General features: G+C 71.0%; 21 protein-coding genes. 9 read left to right on the top strand and 12 right to left on the bottom strand.

Features of this window, described 5'->3' with window-relative positions; all coding sequences use genetic code 11:
* Positions 1-9: 9 nt before the first annotated feature.
* From ISP_RS43565 to ISP_RS43550, 4 genes are read left to right on the top strand one after another with little or no spacing between them, the layout of a single operon-like run.
* Complete coding sequence (locus ISP_RS43565) at positions 10-1590, top strand: S53 family peptidase (protein WP_230468620.1); 1581 nt, start codon at positions 10-12, stop codon at positions 1588-1590.
* Positions 1591-1627: 37 nt separating this feature from the next.
* The gene (locus ISP_RS43560) at positions 1628-2533 is read left to right on the top strand and encodes an aldose 1-epimerase family protein (RefSeq protein WP_013230161.1); all 906 of its coding nucleotides are present in this window, start codon (positions 1628-1630) and stop codon (positions 2531-2533) included.
* Positions 2500-3003 (top strand): GNAT family N-acetyltransferase, encoded by a 504-nt coding sequence (locus ISP_RS43555; RefSeq protein WP_013230160.1) that lies wholly within the window; start codon positions 2500-2502, stop codon positions 3001-3003. The genes ISP_RS43560 and ISP_RS43555 overlap by 34 nt, the downstream gene beginning before the upstream one ends.
* Before the next feature lie 11 nt (positions 3004-3014).
* Positions 3015-4232: an amidohydrolase gene (locus ISP_RS43550; RefSeq protein WP_013230159.1), complete on the top strand. Its 1218-nt coding sequence runs from the start codon at positions 3015-3017 to the stop codon at positions 4230-4232.
* A 53-nt stretch (positions 4233-4285) separates the two neighbouring features.
* On the opposite strand, the gene ISP_RS43545 is transcribed toward ISP_RS43550, so the two are convergent.
* From ISP_RS43545 to ISP_RS43535, 3 genes are all read right to left on the bottom strand, one after another.
* Entirely contained in the window at positions 4286-4891 is a 606-nt protein-coding gene (locus ISP_RS43545; RefSeq protein ID WP_013230158.1) for a Uma2 family endonuclease, read from the bottom strand.
* Positions 4892-5004: 113 nt separating this feature from the next.
* Positions 5005-5550 (bottom strand): Uma2 family endonuclease, encoded by a 546-nt coding sequence (locus tag ISP_RS43540; RefSeq protein ID WP_013230157.1) that lies wholly within the window; start codon positions 5548-5550, stop codon positions 5005-5007.
* 49 nt (positions 5551-5599) lie between these two features.
* Positions 5600-6736 (bottom strand): acyl-CoA dehydrogenase family protein, encoded by a 1137-nt coding sequence (locus ISP_RS43535; RefSeq protein ID WP_013230156.1) that lies wholly within the window; start codon positions 6734-6736, stop codon positions 5600-5602.
* Between the two features lie 164 nt (positions 6737-6900).
* Between ISP_RS43535 and ISP_RS43530 the strand changes: the two genes are divergently transcribed.
* From ISP_RS43530 to ISP_RS43515, 4 genes are all read left to right on the top strand, one after another.
* A complete protein-coding gene (locus tag ISP_RS43530; protein WP_013230155.1) occupies positions 6901-7482 on the top strand; it encodes a TetR/AcrR family transcriptional regulator in 582 nt (193 codons plus the stop codon).
* A gap of 41 nt (positions 7483-7523) precedes the next feature.
* A complete protein-coding gene (locus ISP_RS43525) occupies positions 7524-8465 on the top strand; it encodes a carbohydrate kinase family protein (RefSeq protein WP_013230154.1) in 942 nt (313 codons plus the stop codon).
* A 197-nt stretch (positions 8466-8662) separates the two neighbouring features.
* Positions 8663-9979, top strand: a complete 1317-nt coding sequence (locus tag ISP_RS43520) for a citrate synthase (RefSeq protein ID WP_013230153.1) — start codon at positions 8663-8665, stop codon at positions 9977-9979.
* A gap of 67 nt (positions 9980-10046) precedes the next feature.
* Positions 10047-11393 (top strand): cryptochrome/photolyase family protein, encoded by a 1347-nt coding sequence (locus ISP_RS43515; protein WP_013230152.1) that lies wholly within the window; start codon positions 10047-10049, stop codon positions 11391-11393.
* On the opposite strand, the gene ISP_RS43510 is transcribed toward ISP_RS43515, so the two are convergent.
* The 7 genes from ISP_RS43510 to ISP_RS43480 all read right to left on the bottom strand — a co-directional run bounded on the left by ISP_RS43510 (position 11383) and on the right by ISP_RS43480 (position 17075).
* Entirely contained in the window at positions 11383-11868 is a 486-nt protein-coding gene (locus ISP_RS43510) for a GNAT family N-acetyltransferase (RefSeq protein WP_013230151.1), read from the bottom strand. The genes ISP_RS43515 and ISP_RS43510 overlap by 11 nt on opposite strands.
* Positions 11861-13051 (bottom strand): ABC transporter permease, encoded by a 1191-nt coding sequence (locus ISP_RS43505; RefSeq protein ID WP_013230150.1) that lies wholly within the window; start codon positions 13049-13051, stop codon positions 11861-11863. The genes ISP_RS43510 and ISP_RS43505 overlap by 8 nt, the downstream gene beginning before the upstream one ends.
* Positions 13048-13974, bottom strand: a complete 927-nt coding sequence (locus ISP_RS43500; protein WP_013230149.1) for an ABC transporter ATP-binding protein — start codon at positions 13972-13974, stop codon at positions 13048-13050. Before ISP_RS43500 ends, ISP_RS43505 begins: the two co-directional genes overlap by 4 nt.
* On the bottom strand, positions 13967-14515 hold the full coding sequence (locus ISP_RS43495; RefSeq protein ID WP_013230148.1) for a DUF6498-containing protein: 549 nt from the start codon (positions 14513-14515) through the stop codon (positions 13967-13969). The genes ISP_RS43500 and ISP_RS43495 overlap by 8 nt, the downstream gene beginning before the upstream one ends.
* Positions 14512-14781 (bottom strand): helix-turn-helix transcriptional regulator, encoded by a 270-nt coding sequence (locus ISP_RS43490; RefSeq protein ID WP_013230147.1) that lies wholly within the window; start codon positions 14779-14781, stop codon positions 14512-14514. Before ISP_RS43490 ends, ISP_RS43495 begins: the two co-directional genes overlap by 4 nt.
* A 192-nt stretch (positions 14782-14973) precedes the next feature.
* A complete protein-coding gene (locus ISP_RS43485) occupies positions 14974-16515 on the bottom strand; it encodes a glycerol-3-phosphate dehydrogenase/oxidase (RefSeq protein ID WP_013230146.1) in 1542 nt (513 codons plus the stop codon).
* Positions 16512-17075 carry a TetR/AcrR family transcriptional regulator gene (locus tag ISP_RS43480; protein WP_013230145.1) on the bottom strand — a complete coding sequence of 188 codons (564 nt, stop codon included), beginning with the start codon at positions 17073-17075 and terminating at the stop codon, positions 16512-16514. The genes ISP_RS43485 and ISP_RS43480 overlap by 4 nt, the downstream gene beginning before the upstream one ends.
* Before the next feature lie 97 nt (positions 17076-17172).
* On the opposite strand from ISP_RS43480, the gene ISP_RS43475 reads away from it, so the two are divergent.
* A complete protein-coding gene (locus ISP_RS43475) occupies positions 17173-18792 on the top strand; it encodes an FAD-binding oxidoreductase (protein WP_378250509.1) in 1620 nt (539 codons plus the stop codon).
* Here the strand turns inward: ISP_RS43475 and ISP_RS43470 are convergent.
* Positions 18770-19324, bottom strand: coding sequence for a gamma-glutamylcyclotransferase family protein (locus ISP_RS43470; RefSeq protein ID WP_013230143.1), 555 nt, complete (start codon positions 19322-19324; stop codon positions 18770-18772). The two genes, ISP_RS43475 and ISP_RS43470, sit on opposite strands and share 23 nt — an antisense overlap.
* A 65-nt stretch (positions 19325-19389) precedes the next feature.
* The gene (locus ISP_RS43465) at positions 19390-20487 is read right to left on the bottom strand and encodes an S-(hydroxymethyl)mycothiol dehydrogenase (protein WP_013230142.1); all 1098 of its coding nucleotides are present in this window, start codon (positions 20485-20487) and stop codon (positions 19390-19392) included.
* Positions 20488-20644: the final 157 nt, after the last annotated feature.

Raw genomic sequence — 20644 nt, 5'->3', positions numbered from 1 at the left:
TCACTGAGCGTGAGCAAAAATACTTCTGTAGCGCTGCCCGGCAGCGAACGCGTGGCCCCGTCCGATGTCGAGATCGTCGACCCCGTCGCCCCTGAGGAGCGCATCACCGTCACGGTGCTGCTCCGGCGCCGTTCGTCAATTCCCGACCAGCTCATCGAGGGTCCGGATACTCTCAGCCGAGCCGAGCTCGCCGACCGCCACGGCGCCGATCCGGCCGACGTCGAGGCCGTCCGGGTGGCCATGAGCGGTGCCGGGCTGACCGTGGTCGGCACCGATCTTCCTTCGCGGAGAGTGACGGTCGCGGGGACAGCCGAGGCGCTGATGCGGACGTTCGGTGCCGAGCTGCAGATCGTCCGTGACGCGAGCGGGTTCCAGCACCGCGCTCGCTCCGGCGAACTGCGCATCCCCGCCGCGCTCGACGGGATCGTCATCGCGGTGCTGGGCCTCGACAACCGCCCGCAGGCGGAGGCGCGCTTCCGCGCGTCGCAGCCCGAAGCCGCGAGGAGCTTCCGGCCCGACGCGCTGGGCAGGGTCTACCGGTTCCCGGCGAACACCGACGGCACCGGGCAGACGATCGCGATCGTCGAGCTGGGCGGCGGTTTCCGGCAGTCCGAACTGGACACCTACTTCGGCGGCCTCGGGATTCCCGCGCCCCAGGTCTTGGCCGTCGGCGTCGACGGTGGCCAGAACCTGCCCAGCGGCGACGCGGGCTCGGCCGACGGCGAGGTCCTGCTGGACATCGAGGTGGCCGGCGCGCTCGCGCCGGGCGCACGGCAGGTCGTCTACTTCGCGCCCAACACCGACCGCGGCTTCGTCGACGCGGTGACGACCGCGGTGCACGCGGACCCGACGCCGGCCGCGGTGAGCATCAGCTGGGGTGCCCCCGAAGACAAGTGGACCGCGCAGGCCCGCCGCGCCTTCGACGCGGCGCTGGCGGACGCGGCGGCGCTGGGCGTCACGGTCACCGCCGCGGCAGGCGACCGCGGCAGCGCGGACGGCGAGGGGGGCGGCGGCCTGCACACCGACTTCCCGGCGTCGAGCCCGCACCTGCTGGCCTGCGGCGGCACCAAGCTCGCCGTCGCCGACGGCGGCACGGTCGCGTCCGAAACCGTGTGGAACGGCGGCGAACGCGGCGGCGCGACCGGCGGCGGGGTCAGCGTGGCGTTCGGACTGCCCGCGTACCAGCGAAACGCCGGCGTCGACAAGCGGCGGAAGACCGGCAAGCCCGGCCGCGGCGTGCCGGACGTCGCCGCGGTGGCCGACCCGGCGACCGGGTACGAGGTCCTCGTCGACGGCGAGCAGCTCGTGTTCGGCGGGACGAGCGCGGTCGCGCCGCTGTGGGCGGCGCTCGTCGCGCGGCTCACCCAGGCGCTCGGCCGGCCGCTCGGCCTGCTCAACACGGCCCTGTACGACGGTGCGCAGCCCGGGCGGACACAGCCGGGGTTCCGCGACGTCACCGAAGGCGACAACGACATCTCCGGCAAGCACGGGCCTTATCCGGCGCGGGCGGGCTGGGACGCCTGCACCGGGCTCGGCGTCCCGGACGGCGAAGCACTCCTGGCCGCGCTGAGGAAGCCGGGGAAGGAGTAGCCGCACCGCGAAACCGCTCGTCGGTAAGGTCGTGCGCATGGGCAACCCGACCGGTCAGCAGTTCGAGATCACCCGCGGCAACGCGCGCGCCGTCGTCACCGAAATCGGTGCCGGGCTGCGCGCCTTCGAAGTCGGCGGCGTGCCGTACGTCGAGGAGTTCCCCGAAGACGCGAAGCCGCCGATGGGGGCCGGGCAGGTGCTGCTGCCCTGGCCGAACCGCACCAAGGGCGGCCGGTGGACGTTCCAAGGGGAGACCCAGCAGCTCGAGATCACCGAGGCGGCGCGCGGCAACGCCATCCACGGCCTGACGCGCCACCTCGAGTGGGAGCTGCTGGAGCACGCCGAATCGTCGGTCACCCTGGCCGTCGACGTCGCGGTGCAGCCGGGCTGGCCGGTGCCGCTGCGCGCGACCGTGACCTACGAGGTCGCCCCGCGGGAACTGACCGTCACCCACGAGATCCGCAACGAAGGCGAGCAGCCGATCGGCGTCGGCGTCGGCACGCACCCGTACTTCCGCATCGGCGACGTCCCGACCGACGAGCTGACGCTGGCGCTGCCCGCGAGCCGGGTCCGGCCGTCCTTGCCCGACGAGCAGATGCCCTACGCCGAGGAGCAGGACGTCGAGGGCACGGAGTACGACTTCCGCGCCGGCCGCGTGCTGGCGGGCGTCAACCTGGACACGGCGTTCGGCGGCCTCACCGCGGCCGAGGACGGCACGCACCACATCGTCCTCAGCCACGAGGGCCAGGAGCTGCTGGTGTGGACCGGCCCCGACTTCCGCTGGGCGCAGGTGTTCACCCCGGACGACCTGATCGGCCGCGGCCGCGCGGTCGCGATCGAGCCGATGACCTGCCCGGCCGACGCGCTCAACACGGGCACCGACCTGATCGAGCTGGAGCCGTCGGCGTCGTGGTCGGGCAGCTGGGGCATCCGGGTCCGGTGACGCCGCTTCGCCTGGGCGTCGCCGACGCGGGTGAAGTCCTGACGCTGCAACGGGCCGCGTACGTCACCGAGGCCCGGACACACGGGGACCTGGACCTGCCGCCGCTGCTGGAGACCCTGGACGAGACGCGCGTGGCGCTCGCCGGCTTGTCCTGGGGGCTGCGCGAGGCCGGTCGCCTGGTGGCGTCGGTGCGGCTGACGGTGACCGGGCCGGTCGGGGTGATCGGCAGGCTGGTCGTCGCCCCGGACCGGCAGGGCGCCGGGCTGGGCGGCGGGCTGCTGCGGTTCGCGGAGTCGGCGGCACCACCGGAGGTGACGGTGTTCCGGCTCTTCACCGGCTCGAAGAGCGTGGGGCCGTTGCACCTGTACGCCAAGCACGGCTACCGCGAGACGCACCGGACGCCCGAGAACAACCACGAGCTCGTGCACTTGGAGAAGGCCCGCGTGCACGTCCCCGGACGAGTTCGTTAGCGTGGCGAACTATGGCGAAGGCAATTGTCGGGGGCCATGTCGTCCCCATCGACGGTGATCCCATCGAGGGCGGCACGGTCCTGATCGACGGCGGCAAGATCGTCGCCGTCGGCACCGAGGCCGACGTCGACATCCCGGAGGACGCCGAACTGGTCGACGCGGCCGGCACCTGGGTGCTGCCCGGCTTCTTCGACGCCCACGCCCACCTCGGCGTCCACGAGGACGGCGAAGGCTGGGCCGGCAACGACACCAACGAGATGACCGACCCGAACGGCGCCCGCTTCCGCGCCGTCGACGGCATCGACCCCTACGAGCCCGGCTTCGACGACGCGCTCGCGGGCGGCGTCACGAGCGTCGTCATCAAGCCCGGCTCCGGCAACCCGATCGGTGGCCAGACGATCGGCGTCAAGACGTGGGGCCGCAGCGTCCTGGACATGACGTTCGCGGAGCACGTCAGCGTGAAGAGCGCGCTCGGCGAGAACCCGAAGCGCGTGTACGGCGACAAAAAGCAGACGCCGTCGACGCGCCTGGGCGTCGCGGCGATCCTGCGCGAGGCCTTCACGAAGGCTCGCAACTACCAGGCCAAGCGCGCGCACGCGGAGTCCGAGGGCAAGCCGCACGAGGTGGACCTGACGCTGGAGACGCTGTCGAAGGTCCTCGACGGCGAGCTGTACTGGGACCAGCACGTCCACCGCGCGGACGACATCGTGACGGCGATCCGGCTGGCCGACGAGTTCGGCTACAAGCTGGTGATCAACCACGGCACCGAAGGGCACCTGATCGCGGACCTGCTGGCCGAGCGGGACGTGCCGGTGATCCTGGGGCCGCTGTTCACCACGAAGTCGAAGGTCGAGCTGCGCAACCGCACGCTGCGCTCGGCGGGCATCCTGGCCCGCGCGGGGGTGAAGATCGCGATCACGACGGACCACCCGGTGATCCCGATCAACTTCCTGGTGTACCAGGCGGCGTTGGCGGTGAAGGACGGCCTCGACCCGGCGACGGCGCTGCGGTCGCTGACCATCAACCCGGCGTCGATGCTGGGCCTCGACGGGCAGATCGGGTCCCTCAAGCCGGGCCTCGACGCCGACGTGGTGCTGTGGTCGGGCGACCCGCTGGACGTGATGAACCGCGCGCTGCGCGTGTTCGTCCGGGGTGACGAGGTGTACCACTTCGACGAGTCGACGGGCGAGGGCGTGTCGAAGGACCGCCGGTACCGGGAGACTCGCTGAGATTCGGGCGGCACGCCGGTGACCGGGCGGTTCCGGCGTGCTGCCCGTCCGTTTCAGCCGAGGAGGGCGTCGAGGTCGATCTCGACCGGGAACGGGACGTCGGTGGTGAAGGTGCCGGTGACCGCGGCAGCGTCCAGGTAGCCGAACTCGCCTGCTTGGTGGCACGCGACCAGCGAGATGGGGTCGCTCGTGTCGATGATCCAGTAATGCGGGATTCCCGCGTCCGCGTACTCGTCGTGCTTCACCTGGTAGTCGGTGCGCTTCGAACCCGGCGACACGAACTCGACGACCACGACCACCTCGTCGGCGCGATACATGTCGCCTTCCTGATCCACGCGAGCACTCGCCTCGCGGTAAGTGATCAACAGGTCGGGACGGCGCGAGAACCCCGGTTCACCGCGGGGTGCCAGACCAAGATCCACGTCGATGTCCGGGGTGAAATCGAGTTCCGCCGGCAGCTGGGATTCCAGCTGCCGGCCCAGCAGCCAAGCCGCCTTGTTGTGCTTTCTGCTGGGACTGGGAGACATCACGACGCGGCCTTCCACGAGCTCGGTAAAACCTGTGTCGGTCTCACCGAGCGCCGCGTACTCCTCGATCGTCAGCAGGTGATCGGGAATCTCCCACCGGCGAGCGGGGCGCGGCTGGGGAAGTGCAATCACAGCGTCTCCTCACGTCGCCCGAATTGTCTCACGGCTCAGGTGCAACCATGAGTAACCGTATCTGTACCGAGCGTGTGACGCCGCTGCCTCGACGTGGTGAACCGCCTGCCCCTTCACGAGACCAAGGCGTCGAGGTCGAGCTTCACCGGGAACGGAACATCCGTGGTGAACGTCCCGGTGACCGCCGGCGCGTCGAGGTAGCCGGAGCCGCCGGCCCGGCACGCGACCAGCGAGACCGGCTCGGCGGTGTCCACGATCCAGTAGTGCGGGATCCCGGCGTCGGCGTACTCGTCGTGCTTCACCTGGTAGTCGGTGCGCTTCGAGTCCGGCGCCACGATTTCGACGACGATGAGGACCTCGTCGGCCCGGAACAGGCCGTCTCCGCGGGCGAGCGCGGCCCGGCCGACGATCAGCAGGTCCGGCCGCCGGGCGAAGCCGGGTTCGCCCTCCGGCGCCAAGCGCAGGTCGAGGTCGTTGCGGACGACGAAGGCGAGCCCGCGCGGCAGCTGCCGTTCGAGCTGGCCGGCCAGCAGGCAGACGGCCACGTCGTGTCTCCGGCCGGAGCCGGGCGAAGTCACCACGCGGCCTTCCACCAGCTCGGTGAAACCGGTGCCGTCGAGCGCCGCGTATTCCGCGATGGTCAGCAGATGACCGGGCATGCCACCACGGTATCCGTCCCCGAGGCGCGACACGGGTCGCTCGACCGGGCTACGCGTTCTTCAGCTCCCGGGCGATGACGAGCCGCTGGATCTGGTTCGTCCCCTCGAAGATCTGCGGCACCTTCGCCTCCCGCATGTACCGCTCGACCGGGAAGTCCCGCGTGTACCCGGCGCCGCCGAGGACCTGCACCGCGTCCGTCGTCACCTTCATCGCGCCGTCGGTCGCCACCAGCTTGGCGATCGACGCCTGCCGGTTGAACGGCATCCCGCGGTCCCGGCGCCGGGCCGCGTCCAGGTACAGCGCCCGGGACGCCTCCACCGTCGCGGCCATGTCCGCCAGCAGGAACTCGACGCCCTGGAAGTCGATGATCGGGCGGCCGAACTGCGAGCGCCCCTTCGCGTACGCCACCGCTTCGTCCAGCGCCGCCTGGGCCAGGCCCACCGCGCAGGCCGCGATCCCGAGCCGGCCCGAGCTCAGCGACGACAGTGCGATGCGCAGCCCGGCTCCCGGAGCGCCCAAGAGCCGCTCGGCCGGGACGCGCGCGTTCTCGAAGATCATCTGTGCCGTCGGCGAGCCGGTCAGGCCCATTTTCCGTTCCCGCGGAGCCGCCGACAGGCCTTCGGTGGCTCCGTCGACCAGCAGGCACGAGATTTCGTCCGGGCCCGTGCGGACCATCGTCGTGTAGAAGTCCGCCACCCCCGCGTGGGTGATCCACGCCTTCGTGCCGTTGACGACGTAGTCCGGGCCGTCGAGACGCGCGCGCGTCGACAGCGCCGCCGCGTCCGAGCCCGCCTGCGTCTCCGACAGGGCGTACGCGCCCAGGAGCGAGCCTTCGAGCATGTCCGGGAGCCACCGGTCGCGCTGCTCGTCGGTGCCGTACTGCGTGAGCGCGTAGCAGGACATCGTGTGCACCGACAGCCCGACGCCGACCGTCATCCACGCCGTCGCGATCTCCTCCAGGACCTGCAGGTACACCTCGTACGAGACGTCGCCGCCGCCCCAGCGCTCGCTGTAGGGCAGGCCCAGCAGCCCGGACTTGCCGAGCAGGCGGAACTGTTCGCGGGGGAACTGCTCCGCTTCCTCGGCCGCTGCCGCCCGCGGGGCGAGCTCGTCGCGCGCGATCTCCGTGGCCAGGGCGACCAGGTCCGCGGCTTCCGATGAAGGCAGCAGGCGTTCGGCGGGCATCGTCGTCCTCCAAACCCGTGTCTTCCGGGGGTCCGGGTGGCGGGAGCCCCCGGCCCGGGGCGAAGACCCGGAATAGTTCAGTACTGAAAACAGTACTGTGGGTCAATTCAGAGTACAGTACGGCAGGCCTGGGGTGGCCGGAAGACGTAGGAGATAGTGAGCCGATGCGCCCCGAACGCCGCCGACGGCCGACCGCCCGCCAGCAGGCGCTGCTCGGCGACCTCGAGGCGCTCTTCCTGGCCGAGGGCTTCGCCGTCTTCACGCTGGACGACCTCGCCGGCCGCCTGCGCTGCTCGAAGTCGACGCTCTACGCGCTCGCGCCCAGCAAGGAGCAGCTCGCCGTCAAGGTCGTCACCCGGTTCTTCCGGGGTGCCGCGGAGCGGATCGAAGAGCGCATCGCGGGGATCGACGACGCCCCCAAGCTCATCGGCGAGTACCTGGCCGGGGTCGCCGAGCACCTCAACCGGGCGTCGGCGGCCTTCATGCGGGACCTCGCCGAGTTCGGCCCGGCCCGGGAGGCCTACCAGCTCAACAGCCGGTTCGCCGCGACCCGGCTCCGGCAGTTCATCGACAAGGGCGTCGCCGACGGGGTGTTCCGCGACGTCCATGCCCGGCTGGTGGCCGAGATGACCGGGCTGATCATCGAGGGCATCCAGACCGGGGTGCTCGCCCAGCGGACCGATGTGTCCGACGCCGACGCGTTCACCGCTTTGGGCGAACTGCTGCTCGGCGGCTTGAACAAATAGCGGACAGGAATTGTCAGGCCGGGGTCAATTAAACTGCCGGCGTGATCGTCGTAGGCGGAGAAGCTCTGGTCGACCTGGTTCCCGGCGACCTCCTGGATTCCACTGTGGACGGTGGGTTGCGCGCGCTGCTGCCCCGGCTCGGCGGCGGCCCGTACAACGTCGCGCTGGCCGCCGGACGGCTCGGCGTGCCGGCGGCGTTCCTCTCGCGCGTCTCCACCGACCGCTTCGGCGAAGCGATGATCGAGCGGCTGCACGCCTCGGCCGTCGACACCTCGCTGCTGCAGCGCGGCGACGAGCCGACGACGCTGGCCGTCGTGGCGCTCGACGCGAAGGGGGCCGCGCGCTACAGCTTCTACGTCGAGGGCACCGCCGACCGGCTGGTCGCCGATCCGGGTCCGCTGGCCGACGGTGTGACAGCGCTCTCACTCGGCACGCTCGGCATGGTCCTCGAGCCCGGCGCCTCGGCGTACGAGGCGATGCTGCGGCGCGAAGCGGCCCGCGGCGTGCTGACCGTGCTCGACCCCAACATCCGCGAGGCGCTCATCACCGACCCGGCCGCCTACCGGGCCCGGTTCGCCTCCTGGCTGCCGGACGTCCGGCTGCTGAAGATCTCCGACGACGACGCCGCGTGGCTCACCGAAGGCGCCGACCCGGTCGCCGCCGCGAAGACGTGGATCGAGTCCGGTGTGGACGCCGTGGTGCTCACCCGGGGCGCCGACGGGCTCTCGGTGATCACCGCCGCAGGTGAGCTGGCCCACGTGCCCTCGCGCAAGGTCACCGTCGTGGACACCATCGGCGCGGGCGACACCGTGCACGGCGCGCTGCTGGCCTGGCTGCACACCCGCGAGGCCACCGACCTGGCCTCCCTCGACGCCGGCGCGTGGCGCGAGGCGCTGGGGTTCGCGGCGAAAGCGGCGTCGATCACGGTGTCCCGCAGCGGTGCCGAACCGCCCACGTCCGCCGACATGGCGGCCACCGTGTGAACCTGGTCCCAAAGGGGCCCCCAGGAGCAACGTCACCGCTGCGCGAAGGCGGGTTTCTCGACTAGCGTAGAGGGGCATTCTTCATACCCCAGCGGGGCGGTGTGCAGCGAGGCGCCAGTGTTTCCTCGCGTGAACACGTGGCTACCTGTGGAACGTACAGGCGCCGCCGGCCCGTGCCCAACGTGAGAGGGACTTGCATGTCCGACGCGACGACTGCGGGGCAGTCCGGCGGAGAAACCGCGAAGCTGACCCTGCCGAGTGGCGAGCACGAGTTCAAGATCGTCCACCCGGTCGAAGGCGCGCCGGGGATCGAACTGGGCAAGCTGCTGGCGCAGACGGGGTACATCACCTACGACCCCGGTTTCGTCAACACCGGTGCCGCGTCGTCCGCCATCGCCTACATCGACGGTGACGCCGGCATCCTCCGCTACCGCGGGTACCCGATCGAGCAGCTCGCCGAGAAGTCGACCTTCGTCGAGGTCTCCTACCTGCTGATCTACGGCGAGCTGCCGACCGAGACCCAGCTGGCCGACTTCACCGAGAAGATCCAGCGGCACACGCTGCTGCACGAGGACCTCAAGGCGTTCTTCAGTGGCTTCCCGCGCGACGCGCACCCGATGCCGGTGCTGTCGAGCGCGGTGTCGGCGCTGTCGACCTTCTACCAGGACTCGCTCGACCCGTTCGACGAGCCGAACGTGGAGCTGTCCACGATCCGGCTGCTCGCCAAGGTGCCGACGCTGGCCGCCTACGCGTACAAGAAGTCCGTGGGCCAGCCGCTGCTGTACCCGGACAACTCGCTCGGCCTGGTCGAGAACTTCCTGCGGATGACGTTCGGCTTCCCGGCCGAGCCGTACGAGGTCGACCCGGACGTCGCGAAGGCGCTCGACCTGCTGTTCATCCTGCACGCCGACCACGAGCAGAACTGCTCGACCTCGACCGTGCGCCTGGTCGGCTCGTCCGAGGCGAACCTGTTCGCCTCGATTTCGGCGGGCATCAACGCGCTGTTCGGCCCGCTGCACGGTGGCGCGAACGCCGCGGTGCTCGACATGCTCGAGGGCATCAAGAACGACGGCGGCGACGTCGCCAAGTTCGTCGAGCGGGTGAAGAACAAGGAAAAGGGCGTGAAGCTGATGGGCTTCGGGCACCGGGTCTACAAGAACTACGACCCGCGCGCGAAGATCATCAAGAACACCGCGGACGAGATCCTCGGCAAGCTGAAGGGCGGCGACCAGCTGCTCGACATCGCCAAGAAGCTCGAGGAGACGGCGCTCTCCGACGAGTACTTCATCGAGCGCAAGCTGTACCCGAACGTGGACTTCTACACCGGCCTGATCTACCGGGCGCTGGGCTTCCCGACGAAGTTCTTCACGGTGCTGTTCGCGCTGGGCCGGCTCCCGGGCTGGATCGCGCACTGGCGCGAGATGATCAACGACCCGGCCACCAAGATCGGCCGCCCGCGGCAGATCTACACCGGCCACGCTTCGCGGGACTACACCCCGATGTCGGAGCGCTGAGCCTCCTTCGAAAGACGATTCCGCCCCGTCGTGCACCCGCACGGCGGGGCGCTTATCGTTTACCGTCGTGACTCGAGAAGCGCCGGTCGTCCTGTGGTTCCGCCGTGACCTGCGGCTCGGCGACCACGCCGCGCTGCTGGAGGCGTCGCGCCACAGCAAGCACGTGCTCGCGCTGTACGTCCTCGACGAAGCACTGCTGAAGCCTGGTGGCGCGCCGCGGGAAGCGTTCCTCTACGGCTGCCTGGAGAAGCTGAACGAGCAGCTCGGCGGCCGGCTGATGCTGGTCCGCGGCGAACCGGCGGCCGAAGTCGTGAAGGCGGCGAAGAAGATCGGTGCGGCCGCGGTGCACGTCAGCGCCGACACCGGGCCCTACGGTCGCCGCCGGGACGCTTCGGTGGCGAAAGCGTTGGCGGAGCACAACATCGAGTGGGTCGAGACGGGCTCGTCGTATGCCGTGACGCCGGGCCGCGTCACCAAGCCGGACGGCAGCCCGTACCGCGTCTTCACGCCGTTCTTCCGCGCCTGGACCGCCCGCGGCTGGCATTCACCCGCCGACACCGGTCCGTCCCTTGTGGACTGGGTGGAACCGCCGCGGTCGCTGAAGATCCCGAAGGCGCCCGCCGTCTCCGCGACGCTGCCCGAGCCCGGCGAGCAGGCCGCACTCGACGTCTGGCACGAATTCCTGGACGACGGCATCGAGACCTACGACGAGGACCGCGACCGGCCGGACCGTGAAGGCACCACCCGGCTGTCGCCGTACCTGCGCTGGGGCTGCATCCACCCGCGGACGATCTTGGCCGACCTGGCGGGTGACGACCGCGTCGGCGCGAAGTCGCTGCGCAGCGAGATCTGCTGGCGCGAGTTCCACGCCGACGTCCTGTGGCACCGCCCGGAAACCGCGCGTGAGAACTACGACCACCGCTTCGACGGGATGAAGTACGACGACGACCGCGAGGCCTTCGAGCGGTGGTGCGCGGGTCGCACCGGTTACCCGATCGTGGACGCCGGGATGCGGCAGCTGCTGGCCGAGGGCTGGATGCACAACCGGGTGCGGATGGTCGTCGCGAGCTTCCTGGTGAAGGACCTGCACCTGCCGTGGTGGCTGGGCGCCCGCCACTTCATGAAGCACCTGGTGGACGGCGACCTGGCGTCGAACCAGCTGAACTGGCAGTGGGTCGCGGGCTGCGGCACCGACGCGGCACCGTACTTTCGCATCTTCAACCCGACAACCCAGGGCGAGAAGTTCGACCCGGCCGGCGACTACGTGCGCAAGTACGTGCCGGAGCTGCGCTCGGTGCCCGGCAAGGCAGTGCACCAGCTGAAGGACCGCCCCGAGGGATACCCGGAACCCATGGTCGACCACGCCCACGAGCGCCAGGTGTCCTTGGAACGGTACGGCAAGATCACCTCGTGAGGAACTTGATGCGCCAGACGACCGCGAGCGCGGGATCACCGGTGGAGCTCGGCACGATCCGATCGACGGCGAAGCCTTCGCGCTCGTAGAACGCGCCGGCTCGCTCGTTGGCCGCGAAGTGTTCGATGTACAGCCGTCCGGTGCCGGTGGGCAGCTGCGCGGCCAGGGCGTCGAGCAGCCGTGGACCGAGCCCGCGGCCGCGCTGTCCGGGGTGGACGTAGAGCTTGTAGACCACGTGGTCGGCCCCGCAGCGGCCGCGTTGCCCGACGCCGAGGAGCTCGCCGCCGGCCTCGGCGACGACCACGAGCCCGGCCGACACGGCCGCGCCGACGTGCGTCTCGTTCCACCAGTCGCGGACCTGCGCTTCGGCGGCGGCCGCGCCGATCAGCGGGGTGTAGTGGGCCCGGACGTGGGCTTCGCCGAACCGGTGGATCGCGCTCACGTCGCCGGGTCCCGCCGGCCGCACCTCAGCCACGCAATGCTTCCGACAGCTTGATGCGGCTGCCGATCCGCAGCACGCTGTTGCCGTAGATCTTCCCGCCGACCCAGGTCAGCACGGCGACGAGCGCGATGGTCAGTGCCAGCGACAGCCCGATCTCCCAGCCCGCCGCCGCGCCCGTCGAGATGCGGGCCGGCATCAGGATCGGCGACAGCAGGGGGATCAGCGAGACGATCTTCGTCGCCGAGCCCGCCGGGTTCTGGACCAGCAGGTTGAAGCCGGCGATGAACCCGACGACCAGGATGATGTTGAGCGGCCCGACCACCGACTGGGTGTCCTCCTGCCGCGAGACCAGCGACCCCAGCGCGCCGTAGATGGTGGCGTACAACAGGAAGCCCAGCAGGTACCAGAGCAGGCCCCACAGCACCGCGCCCGTCGCGAAGCCGGACAGGGTGAACACGCCGGTCGCCGCGGCGGCGCCCAGCCCGACCACCGCGAGGATGACCAGCTGGGTCAGGCCGACCAGGCCGAGCCCGATCACCTTGCCCAGCAACAGCTGCCACGGCCGCACGCTGGCGAGCAGGATCTCCACGACCCGGCTCGACTTCTCCTCGACGACGCCCTGGGCGACCATCATCCCGTAGGTGATGATGCTCATGTACAGCAGGAACGCCACGACCAGCCCGACGACCAGCCGCTGCGTCTGGTCGGCCGGCTGCGGCGAGAGGGCGTCGTCCCGGACGTGCGTGCCGTTGACCCTGGCCATCACCTCGGCCGGTTCCAGCTGCGCGGACGACAGCACGCCGTCGAGCACCTGCTGCTGGGCGACCTGGTCGAGCACCCGGCGCAGCTCGGTGTCCAAAGAGGACTTGTAGGTGGCGGTCAGCTGCGCCGCGCTGCCCGAGACGAGCGCGTCGATGTCGCCGTCTTCGACCTTCTTCCGGCCGTCCGCCGCGTCGGTGACGACGACCGTGCTGATCTCGCGCCCGGAAAGCGCCGCTTCGGTCTGCAGCTGGCGGGCGATCCCGATCGCCTGGCCGGTCAGCCCGACGGTGCTCTTGTCCGACGAACCGGCCAGCGACGTCTGGAACAGGACGTACCCCAGCAGCAGCACCAGCAGGACGCCGGTGCCGACGACGAACGACCTCGTGCGCAGCCGGGTGTTCAGCTCGCGCTTCATCACGAGCCAGACGGCGCGGCGGCCACTCAACGTCCTCATCGCGGTTCCCCCTCGGTGACAGCGCCATCGGACACGGCGTCGCGGAACAGCTCGGTGAGCGAGCGGCGACGGCGGCTGAACTCGGTGACCGGCCCGGTCGCCAGCGCGGCAGCCAGCACGGCCTGGTCGTCCGCGCCCGGTTCGAGGTCGAGCACGGTGGTGGTGCCGTGGTGCTCCAGCACGCGCACGCCGGGCAGGCCCGCGGCCCAGCCGTTGCTCGCGGCCGGCGCCGTCACGACGAGCTTGCTGCGCGCGCCCGAGGTCAGTTCGGCGACCGTGCCGACGGCGACCATCCGGCCGTCGCGGATGATCCCGACCCGGTCGCACAGCCGCTCGACGAGGTCGAGCTGGTGGCTGGAAAACACGACCGGCACCCCTGCCGCGGACTTCTCCCGCAGGACGCCGCTCATCACGTCGACGGCGAGCGGGTCGAGGCCGGAGAACGGCTCGTCGAGCACCAGCACCGCGGGGTCGTGCACCAGCGCCGCGGCCAGCTGGACGCGCTGCTGGTTGCCGAGGCTGAGCTTCTGCACCTCGTCCTTGCGGCGATCGGCCAGCCCGAGCCTGCTGATCCAGTTCTCGGCGTTGCGGTGGGCCTCGTCGGCGCTGAGCCCGTGCAGCTCGGCCAGGTAGACGAGCTGGTCGAGCACCTTCATCTTCGGGTACAGCCCGCGTTCCTCCGGCATGTAGCCGATGTGCGTGCGGGTTTCGTGGGTGACCGGCCGGTTGTCGAAGCGCACTTCACCGCCGTCGGCGGCCAGCACACCCAGCGCGATCCGCATGGTGGTGGTCTTGCCGGCGCCGTTGCTGCCGACGAAGCCGAACAGCTCGCCCGCGCGGACGTCGAACGAGACGCCGTCCAGCGCGACCTTGGCGCCGTAGCGCTTGGAGATCCCGTCGATCTCCAGTGTCCCCTCAGGCATTCCCCATCCCCTCTTCGAAATCCTCGGGGTCGTCGTCCGGCAGCGACCAGCCCAGCACGACGGCCGGGATGGTGGTGCCGGTGACCAGCAGTGCGGACAGCATCATCGCGCCGCGGAGGCCGCCGTTTTCGGTGCCGCCGATGAACAAGCCGTACAGCAGCGCGATCACCATCAGGTAGCTGAGCGCCTGGTAGCCGATGTAGGTGACGCGGTGGCGCCACTCGCGCTCGCGTTCGTCCAGCAGGCGCGAGAAGCTGTTGCTCATCCGCCCGGTCAGCACGCGCAGGGTCAGGAACGCGAAGCCGCCGGCGACCAGCCCGCTCAGCCAGAACGCCGCGAAGACCCATTCCGGCGCCACCTTGAACCGCGTCGCGCCGGCGATCATGGTCAGATCGGCGACGACCAGGACGACAACGAGCGGCCGCCGGTGCTTCCGGGTGCGCCGGCCCGGCAGGTGCCGGGCCCGTTTCCGTTCGCCTTCCTCCAGCCTGTCGAGCTGGCGTTCCCAGTAGGCCGCGAGTCGGCCCGGTTGTTCGGTCATGCTCCCCCCTCGCGGTAGACCTGGGTGGACAGCGGCGTGAACGGCTCGCGGCTGAAGACCGCCTCGACGGGCAGGTCGAACACCGCGCAGATCCGGAACGCCAGATCCAGGCTCGGATAGTGGTCACCCCGCTCGAGCGCGCCGATGGTCTGCGGGTTGACATCGACGGCACCGGCCAGCGTGGCTCGGGTCATCCCCCGCTCCGCCCGCAGCACGGGAAGCCGGTTGTAGATCGGCAGCTCTTTGCCGCGTCTGACCGGACTCATGGAACGTACTGTTGCAAAAACCCAACGGGACGTCAACTCAAGAGAACATCAAGCCCGGTTGTGCCCAACGTGGGTGGGATGTGGATGGGTTGGTGGTTCGAGCGGCTGAACGGGGGTTTTGTCGGTGGGGGCCGATAGACTGGACTTGGGGACGCCCCCGCCAGGGAGAGCGGGGAAGCTGCGTCGCCGGCGTCAGGCCAAGCCTGCGAGCGATTTGTCGACAAGTTCCGCCACCCGCGCCCGCGCGGCCTCGGCGTCCGAGGGGATCAACGACAGCCTCGTCCGGCGCTCCAGGACGTCCTCGACGTCCAACGCCCCCTCGTTCCGGACCGCCCACACCACCTCGGCCGCCGTGATCTCCGTGCCCGGCGCCACCGGGGCCGCGAACTCGGCGTCCAGCTCGCCCAACGCCGCCACGCGCGGGGCTTCCGTGCCATAGCGGGCCACCAGCCGGGGCGTCGCGTCCAGCAGGGACAACTCCGGCCGGGGAGCCGCCCCCAGCAACGGCAACCGGGCCGTGCGGCACGGGGAAGCGGTCAGCCCGGTCAGCCGCACCGCCGCGTCGACCGCGTCCTCGGCCATCCGGCGGTAGGTCGTCAGCTTCCCGCCCACCACGGTCAACAGCCCGTCCGGGGCCGCCAGGACCGCGTGCTTGCGGGAAAGATCCGCCGACCGGCCGCTCGTTCCCTCGACCAGTGGCCGCAACCCCGCGTACGACCCGGCGACGTCCGCCCGGGTCAGCGGCCGGGCGAGCACCGACGAAGCCAGCGACAACAGGAAGTCCACATCGGACTCGGGAACCACCGGTGCGGAAGGGATCGGTCCCGAAACGGGCTCGTCGGTGAGTCCCAAGTAGACGCGCCCGTCCGGCTGGGGGAGCAGGAAGACGAACCGGTTCGTCTCGCCGGGCAGGCTGATGTTGACCGACGTCGTCCCCATCGGCACTGTCCCCGGCGCCAGCACCAGGTGTGAACCGAGCGACGGCCGCAGCCGCACTGAACCCGTCAGCGTCCCTGCCCACACCCCGGTCGCGTTGATCACCTGGCGTGCGTGGATGTCCACAGTGGAACCGGAAGGACCGTCGCGCACCTGAAGCCGGTCCGCCGAAAGCGAAGTGGCCGACAGCCGCGTGAGGATTCGTGCGCCGAACGAGGCCGCCGTCCGGGCGAGGGAAACCACCAGTCGCGCGTCGTCGACCAGCGCGCCGTCGTAGGCCAGCAAGGCGCCGCGCAAACCGTGCGGCGAAAGACCCGGTGCCAGCGCCAGCGCCTCCAAAGAGGGGATCGAGCGCGGCCCCGGCAGCACCGACGACGGCGTGCGCGCCGCCCGGCGCAGCACGTCGCCGGCGCGCAAACCGGCCGCGACCACCCTCTCCTGCACGCGGGAAGTGCCGGGGTACAGCGGAAACAGCTGCGGCATCGCGCGCGTGAGGTGCGGTGCCGTGCGCGTCATCAGGATCCCGCGCTCCACCGCGCTCTCGTGCGCCAAGCCGAGTTCGCCGTGCGCCAGGTACCGCAGGCCGCCGTGGACCAGCTTCGACGACCAGCGCGACGTCCCGAACGCCAGGTCGTGCGCCTCCACCAGCGCCACCGACAGGCCCCGCGACGCCGCGTCCAGCGCGATACCCGTGCCGGTGACGCCGCCGCCCACCACGACGACGTCGACCCGCTCGCCCGATGCCAGCTCCGCAAGCTCGCGTTCGCGGCGCCGCGCGTTGAGCGAGCCGGACGTCATGGCCGCAATGCCGCGTCGAGCACGTGGGTGAACTCCGCCATCAGCGCCGCCTCGTCGACGTCCACGGTGGCCGGCCGCAGCGAGAACGCGAACGACTGCACCACCAGCAGCACCGACCTCGACTGCACCGCGACCGGCGCCCGCCGGATCGAGCCGTCCCGGTGGCCGGCGTCCAGCAGTGCGTGCAGTGCCTGCTCGGCGAACTTCTGCGTCGCGCCGAGCCGCTCGACGATGTACGGGAGGACGAGCTCGGGGTCGACGTCGAGCAGGGTGCGGAACAGCGGGTCGGTCGACAGCGCGCGGACGCCGGCGGCCGCGATGAGCACGAGCCGGGCGCGGCTGTGCGCGGCGTCCGCGCCGCCTTCGCTCGCCGTGCGCAGCAACCCGCTGAACTCGCGGGTCATCAGGGCGGCGAGCACGCTGCGGACGTCGGGGAAGCGGCGGTAGACCGTCATCCGGCTGACGCGGGCGGTGCGGGCGATTTCGGCGAGTGTGGTGCGGCGCACACCGACGGCCAGCACGCACGAGCGCGCGGCGTCGAGCAGCACGTCATCGGCCACTCGCGTCGCCGTCTGGCGGTTGCGGGTGTCCGCGAGCGCGGAGGAACCTGCCGTCTGCGTAGTGTGACGTTTAACGTCCATATGTCACACTGTAGTCGTGAACGCTCTTATTGACCACCGCCTCCGCCGGTCCTGGACCGAGGAAGCCGCCGGCGCCGCCCCGCTGCCCGCGCGTGCGGCCAGGTGGCTTGAACAGCGTATAGGCCAGACGGCCCCCGGTGCTGCTCCGACGGCCGATTTGCCGGTGGAAATACCGTCACCGAAACTGGCAAAACCTGCTGAGGAAGCGCTTGCTGAAGTGGTCGGCGCGGAGAACGTGCTGGTCGACGCCCCGGCCCGGCTCGCGCGGGCGACCGGGCTGTCCTACCTCGACCTCGTGCGGCGCCGCCGTCCCACAGTGGACTTCCCGGTGCCCGACGCGGTCGTGCTGCCCGCCGATCCGGACGAGGTCCAGGCCGTGCTCGACGTCTGCGTCCGGCACGACGTCGGCGTCGTGCCCTTCGGCGGTGGAACGTCGGTGGTCGGCGGCGTCGCCGCCCTGCGCGGTGAGAAGACGTCGGTGATCGCGCTGGACCTCGTCCGGCTCGACGCGCTGGTGTCGGTGGACGCCGAGTCGCGCATCGCCGTCCTGCAGGCGGGCGTCCGCGGGCCCGAAGCCGAGCGGCTGCTCGCCGGGCACGGCCTGACGCTCGGGCACGTCCCGCAGTCGTTCGAGCGCGCCACGATCGGCGGCTTCGCGGCGACGCGCTCGGCCGGCCAGGCGTCGTCGGGCTACGGGCGGTTCGAGGACATGGTCACCGGCGTGCGGCTGGCCACCCCGCGCGGCCCGTGGAAGCTCGGCGTCGCCCCGGCGTCCGCGGCCGGGCCGGACCTGCGCCAGCTCGCGATCGGCAGCGAGGGCACGCTCGGCGTGATCACCGAAGTCGCGCTGCGGGTGCGGCCGGCGCCGCCGGTCCGGCGCTACGAGGGCTACGCGCTGCCGGGCTGGACCGCCGGCGCCGAAGCGGTGCGGGACCTCGCGCAGCACCACGCGCTCGCCGACGTCACCCGGCTGTCCGATGTGGACGAAACGGAGGTGTCGCTCGCGCTGAACGCGGGGGTGAAGACGGCGGCACTGCGTCGTTACCTCGCCGCAAGGGGCGTGCGGCGGCCGTGTTTCCTCATCGTGGGCTGGGAAGGCACCGCGCACGATGTGGCGCTGCGCCGCCGTGAGACGGCTCGGCGGCTGAAAGCCTCGGGTGCCGTGCGCGTCGGGAAGGCCCTCGGCGAATCGTGGCGGCACGGCCGGTTCGCCGGGCCCCGGCAGCGGGACACGTTGCTGGACATGGGCATCTGCGTCGAGACGCTCGAGACGGCCGCCTATTGGTCCAATGTGGACGAATTGCGCGACGACGTCCGCGCGGCGCTGACGGCCGCTTTGGGCAAAGCCATCATCATGTGCCACATTTCGCACGCCTACGAAACCGGTGCGTCGCTCTACTTCACGGTGCTGACGGCCCGAGACGAAGCCGACCCGGCCGGCCAGTGGCAGCGCGCGAAGGCGGCGGCCTGCGAGGCGATCGCCGGGTTGGGCACGATCTCGCACCACCACGCCGTCGGCGTCGACCACGCGCCGTACCTGAGCGCGGAGATCGGTGCGCTGGGCGTCGAAGTGCTGCGCGCGGCCAAGTCCGCGGTGGACCCGACCGGGATCCTCAACCCGGGAAAGCTGGTGTGACGACCTCGCAAGGCACGCCGTGGCCGTCGGCCGCGACGCCGTCGAGCCGGGCCGCTTCGGTCTGCGGAACGTCGGAGGTGCGCACCGGCGCGCCGTCGACCAGCAGGGGATAGCGGATCGGCGCGGCGCCGACGTAGGTGTGGACGTCGATCAGGCGCGTGCCGTCTTCGAGGGTGATGTCGGGCTCGGTCAGCCGGGCCAGGTGGTAGCGGGTGCCGCGGCCTTCGCAGCGGTCGAGGACGGCGAGCTGGTCCGGCGTCACGAACCAGATGGCGTGCTCTTCGACGCCCGGCAACGCGGTGAGGGTGGCCGGGCGCTGGTCGTCGACCACGCGGAAGCCGGCCGCCCACACCGCGGCCAGCCCGGCGCAGCGTGCGTGCGCCACGACGACCGGGCCTTCGAGGCCGAGCCGGGCACGCAGCCAGGTGATCTTCGACGGGTTCGCGTTCGAGCCGTAGGCCAGCACGGCCATCCGGTCTCGCCAGCCGTCCGGCGCGGCGTCGAGCGGGTGCCCGACGCCGTCGACGTGCACGAACGAGTGGCCCGGCCGGGCGCCCGGGTAGGGCTCGGCCGGGTACTCGTCGTCGGTGAAGAGGGTCAGAACGTCACCACGCTGCGCAGGACGTCACCGTGGTGCATCCGCTCGAAGGCCTGCTCGACGCCGTCGACGCCGATGCGCTCGGTGACGAACTTGTCGAGCGGCAGCCGGCCCTGCAGGTAGAGGTCGACGAGCATCGGGAAGTCCCGGCTGGGCAGGCAGTCGCCGTACCACGACGACTTGAGCGAGCCGCCGCGCGAGAAGAAGTCGATCAGCGGCAGGTCGTTCAGCCGCATGTCCGGCGTCGGGACGCCGACGAGCACGACCGTGCCGGCCAGGTCGCGCCCGTAGAACGCCTGCCGCCAGGTTTCGGGGCGGCCGACCGCGTCGATGACGACGTCGGGGCCGAAGGTGTGCGTCGCGTCCTGCATCGCCTCGACGACCTGCGCCTCGGTGAGGTTCGTGCTGTTCACGGTGTGCGTGGCGCCGAAGTCCCTGGCCCAGTCGAGCTTCCGGTCGTCCCGGTCGATCGCGATGATGGTGGTGGCGCCGGCCAGCTTCGCGCCGGCGATGGCGGCGTCCCCGACACCACCGCAGCCGATGACCGCGACCGAGTCACCGCGCGTGACGGCGCCGGTGTTGATGGCCGCACCCAGCCCGGCCATGACACCGCAGCCGAGCAGCCCGGCAACGGCGGGCTCGGCTGCCCTGTCGACCTTCGTGCACTGTCCGCTGTGGACAAGGGTTTTCTCGAGGAAGGCGCCGATGCCGAGGGCGGGCGACAGCTTGGTGCCGTCCTGGAGGGTCATCGGCTGGGCGGCGTTGAAGGTCGAGAAGCAGTACCACGGCTTGCCGCGCTTGCAGGCCCGGCAGGTGCCGCAGACGGCGCGCCAGTTGAGGATGACGTAGTCGCCCGGCTCGAGATCGGTGACGCCTTCGCCGACGGCCTCGACGACCCCGGCGGCCTCGTGGCCGAGCAGGAACGGGAATTCGTCGTTGATCCCGCCTTCGCGGTAGTGCAGGTCGGTGTGGCAGACCCCGCAGGCCTGGACGTTCACGACGGCTTCGCCGGGACCGGGATCGGGCACGAGGACGGTCTCCAGCGAGACGGGCTCGCCCTTCGCCCGCGAAACAACCCCCTGGACCTCGTACGGCATTCGAACCACCTTCCGGCTGCGCTGCTGGTCGACCGCAGCTAATCACGGATCATGCGGCGATGGCGACATCCGCAGGAGTGAGGTTCGGTGGTGAAGACGCAACGAGTTGCGTTTTGCGCAACTGACGAGGCTGGTGACGTGGGCTGCCGCTCGGCGG

It is taken from the genome of Amycolatopsis mediterranei (assembly GCF_026017845.1).
In the GTDB taxonomy this organism is placed as follows: Bacteria; Actinomycetota; Actinomycetes; order Mycobacteriales; family Pseudonocardiaceae; genus Amycolatopsis; species Amycolatopsis mediterranei.
This window is presented reverse-complemented; position numbering and strand designations above follow the sequence as displayed.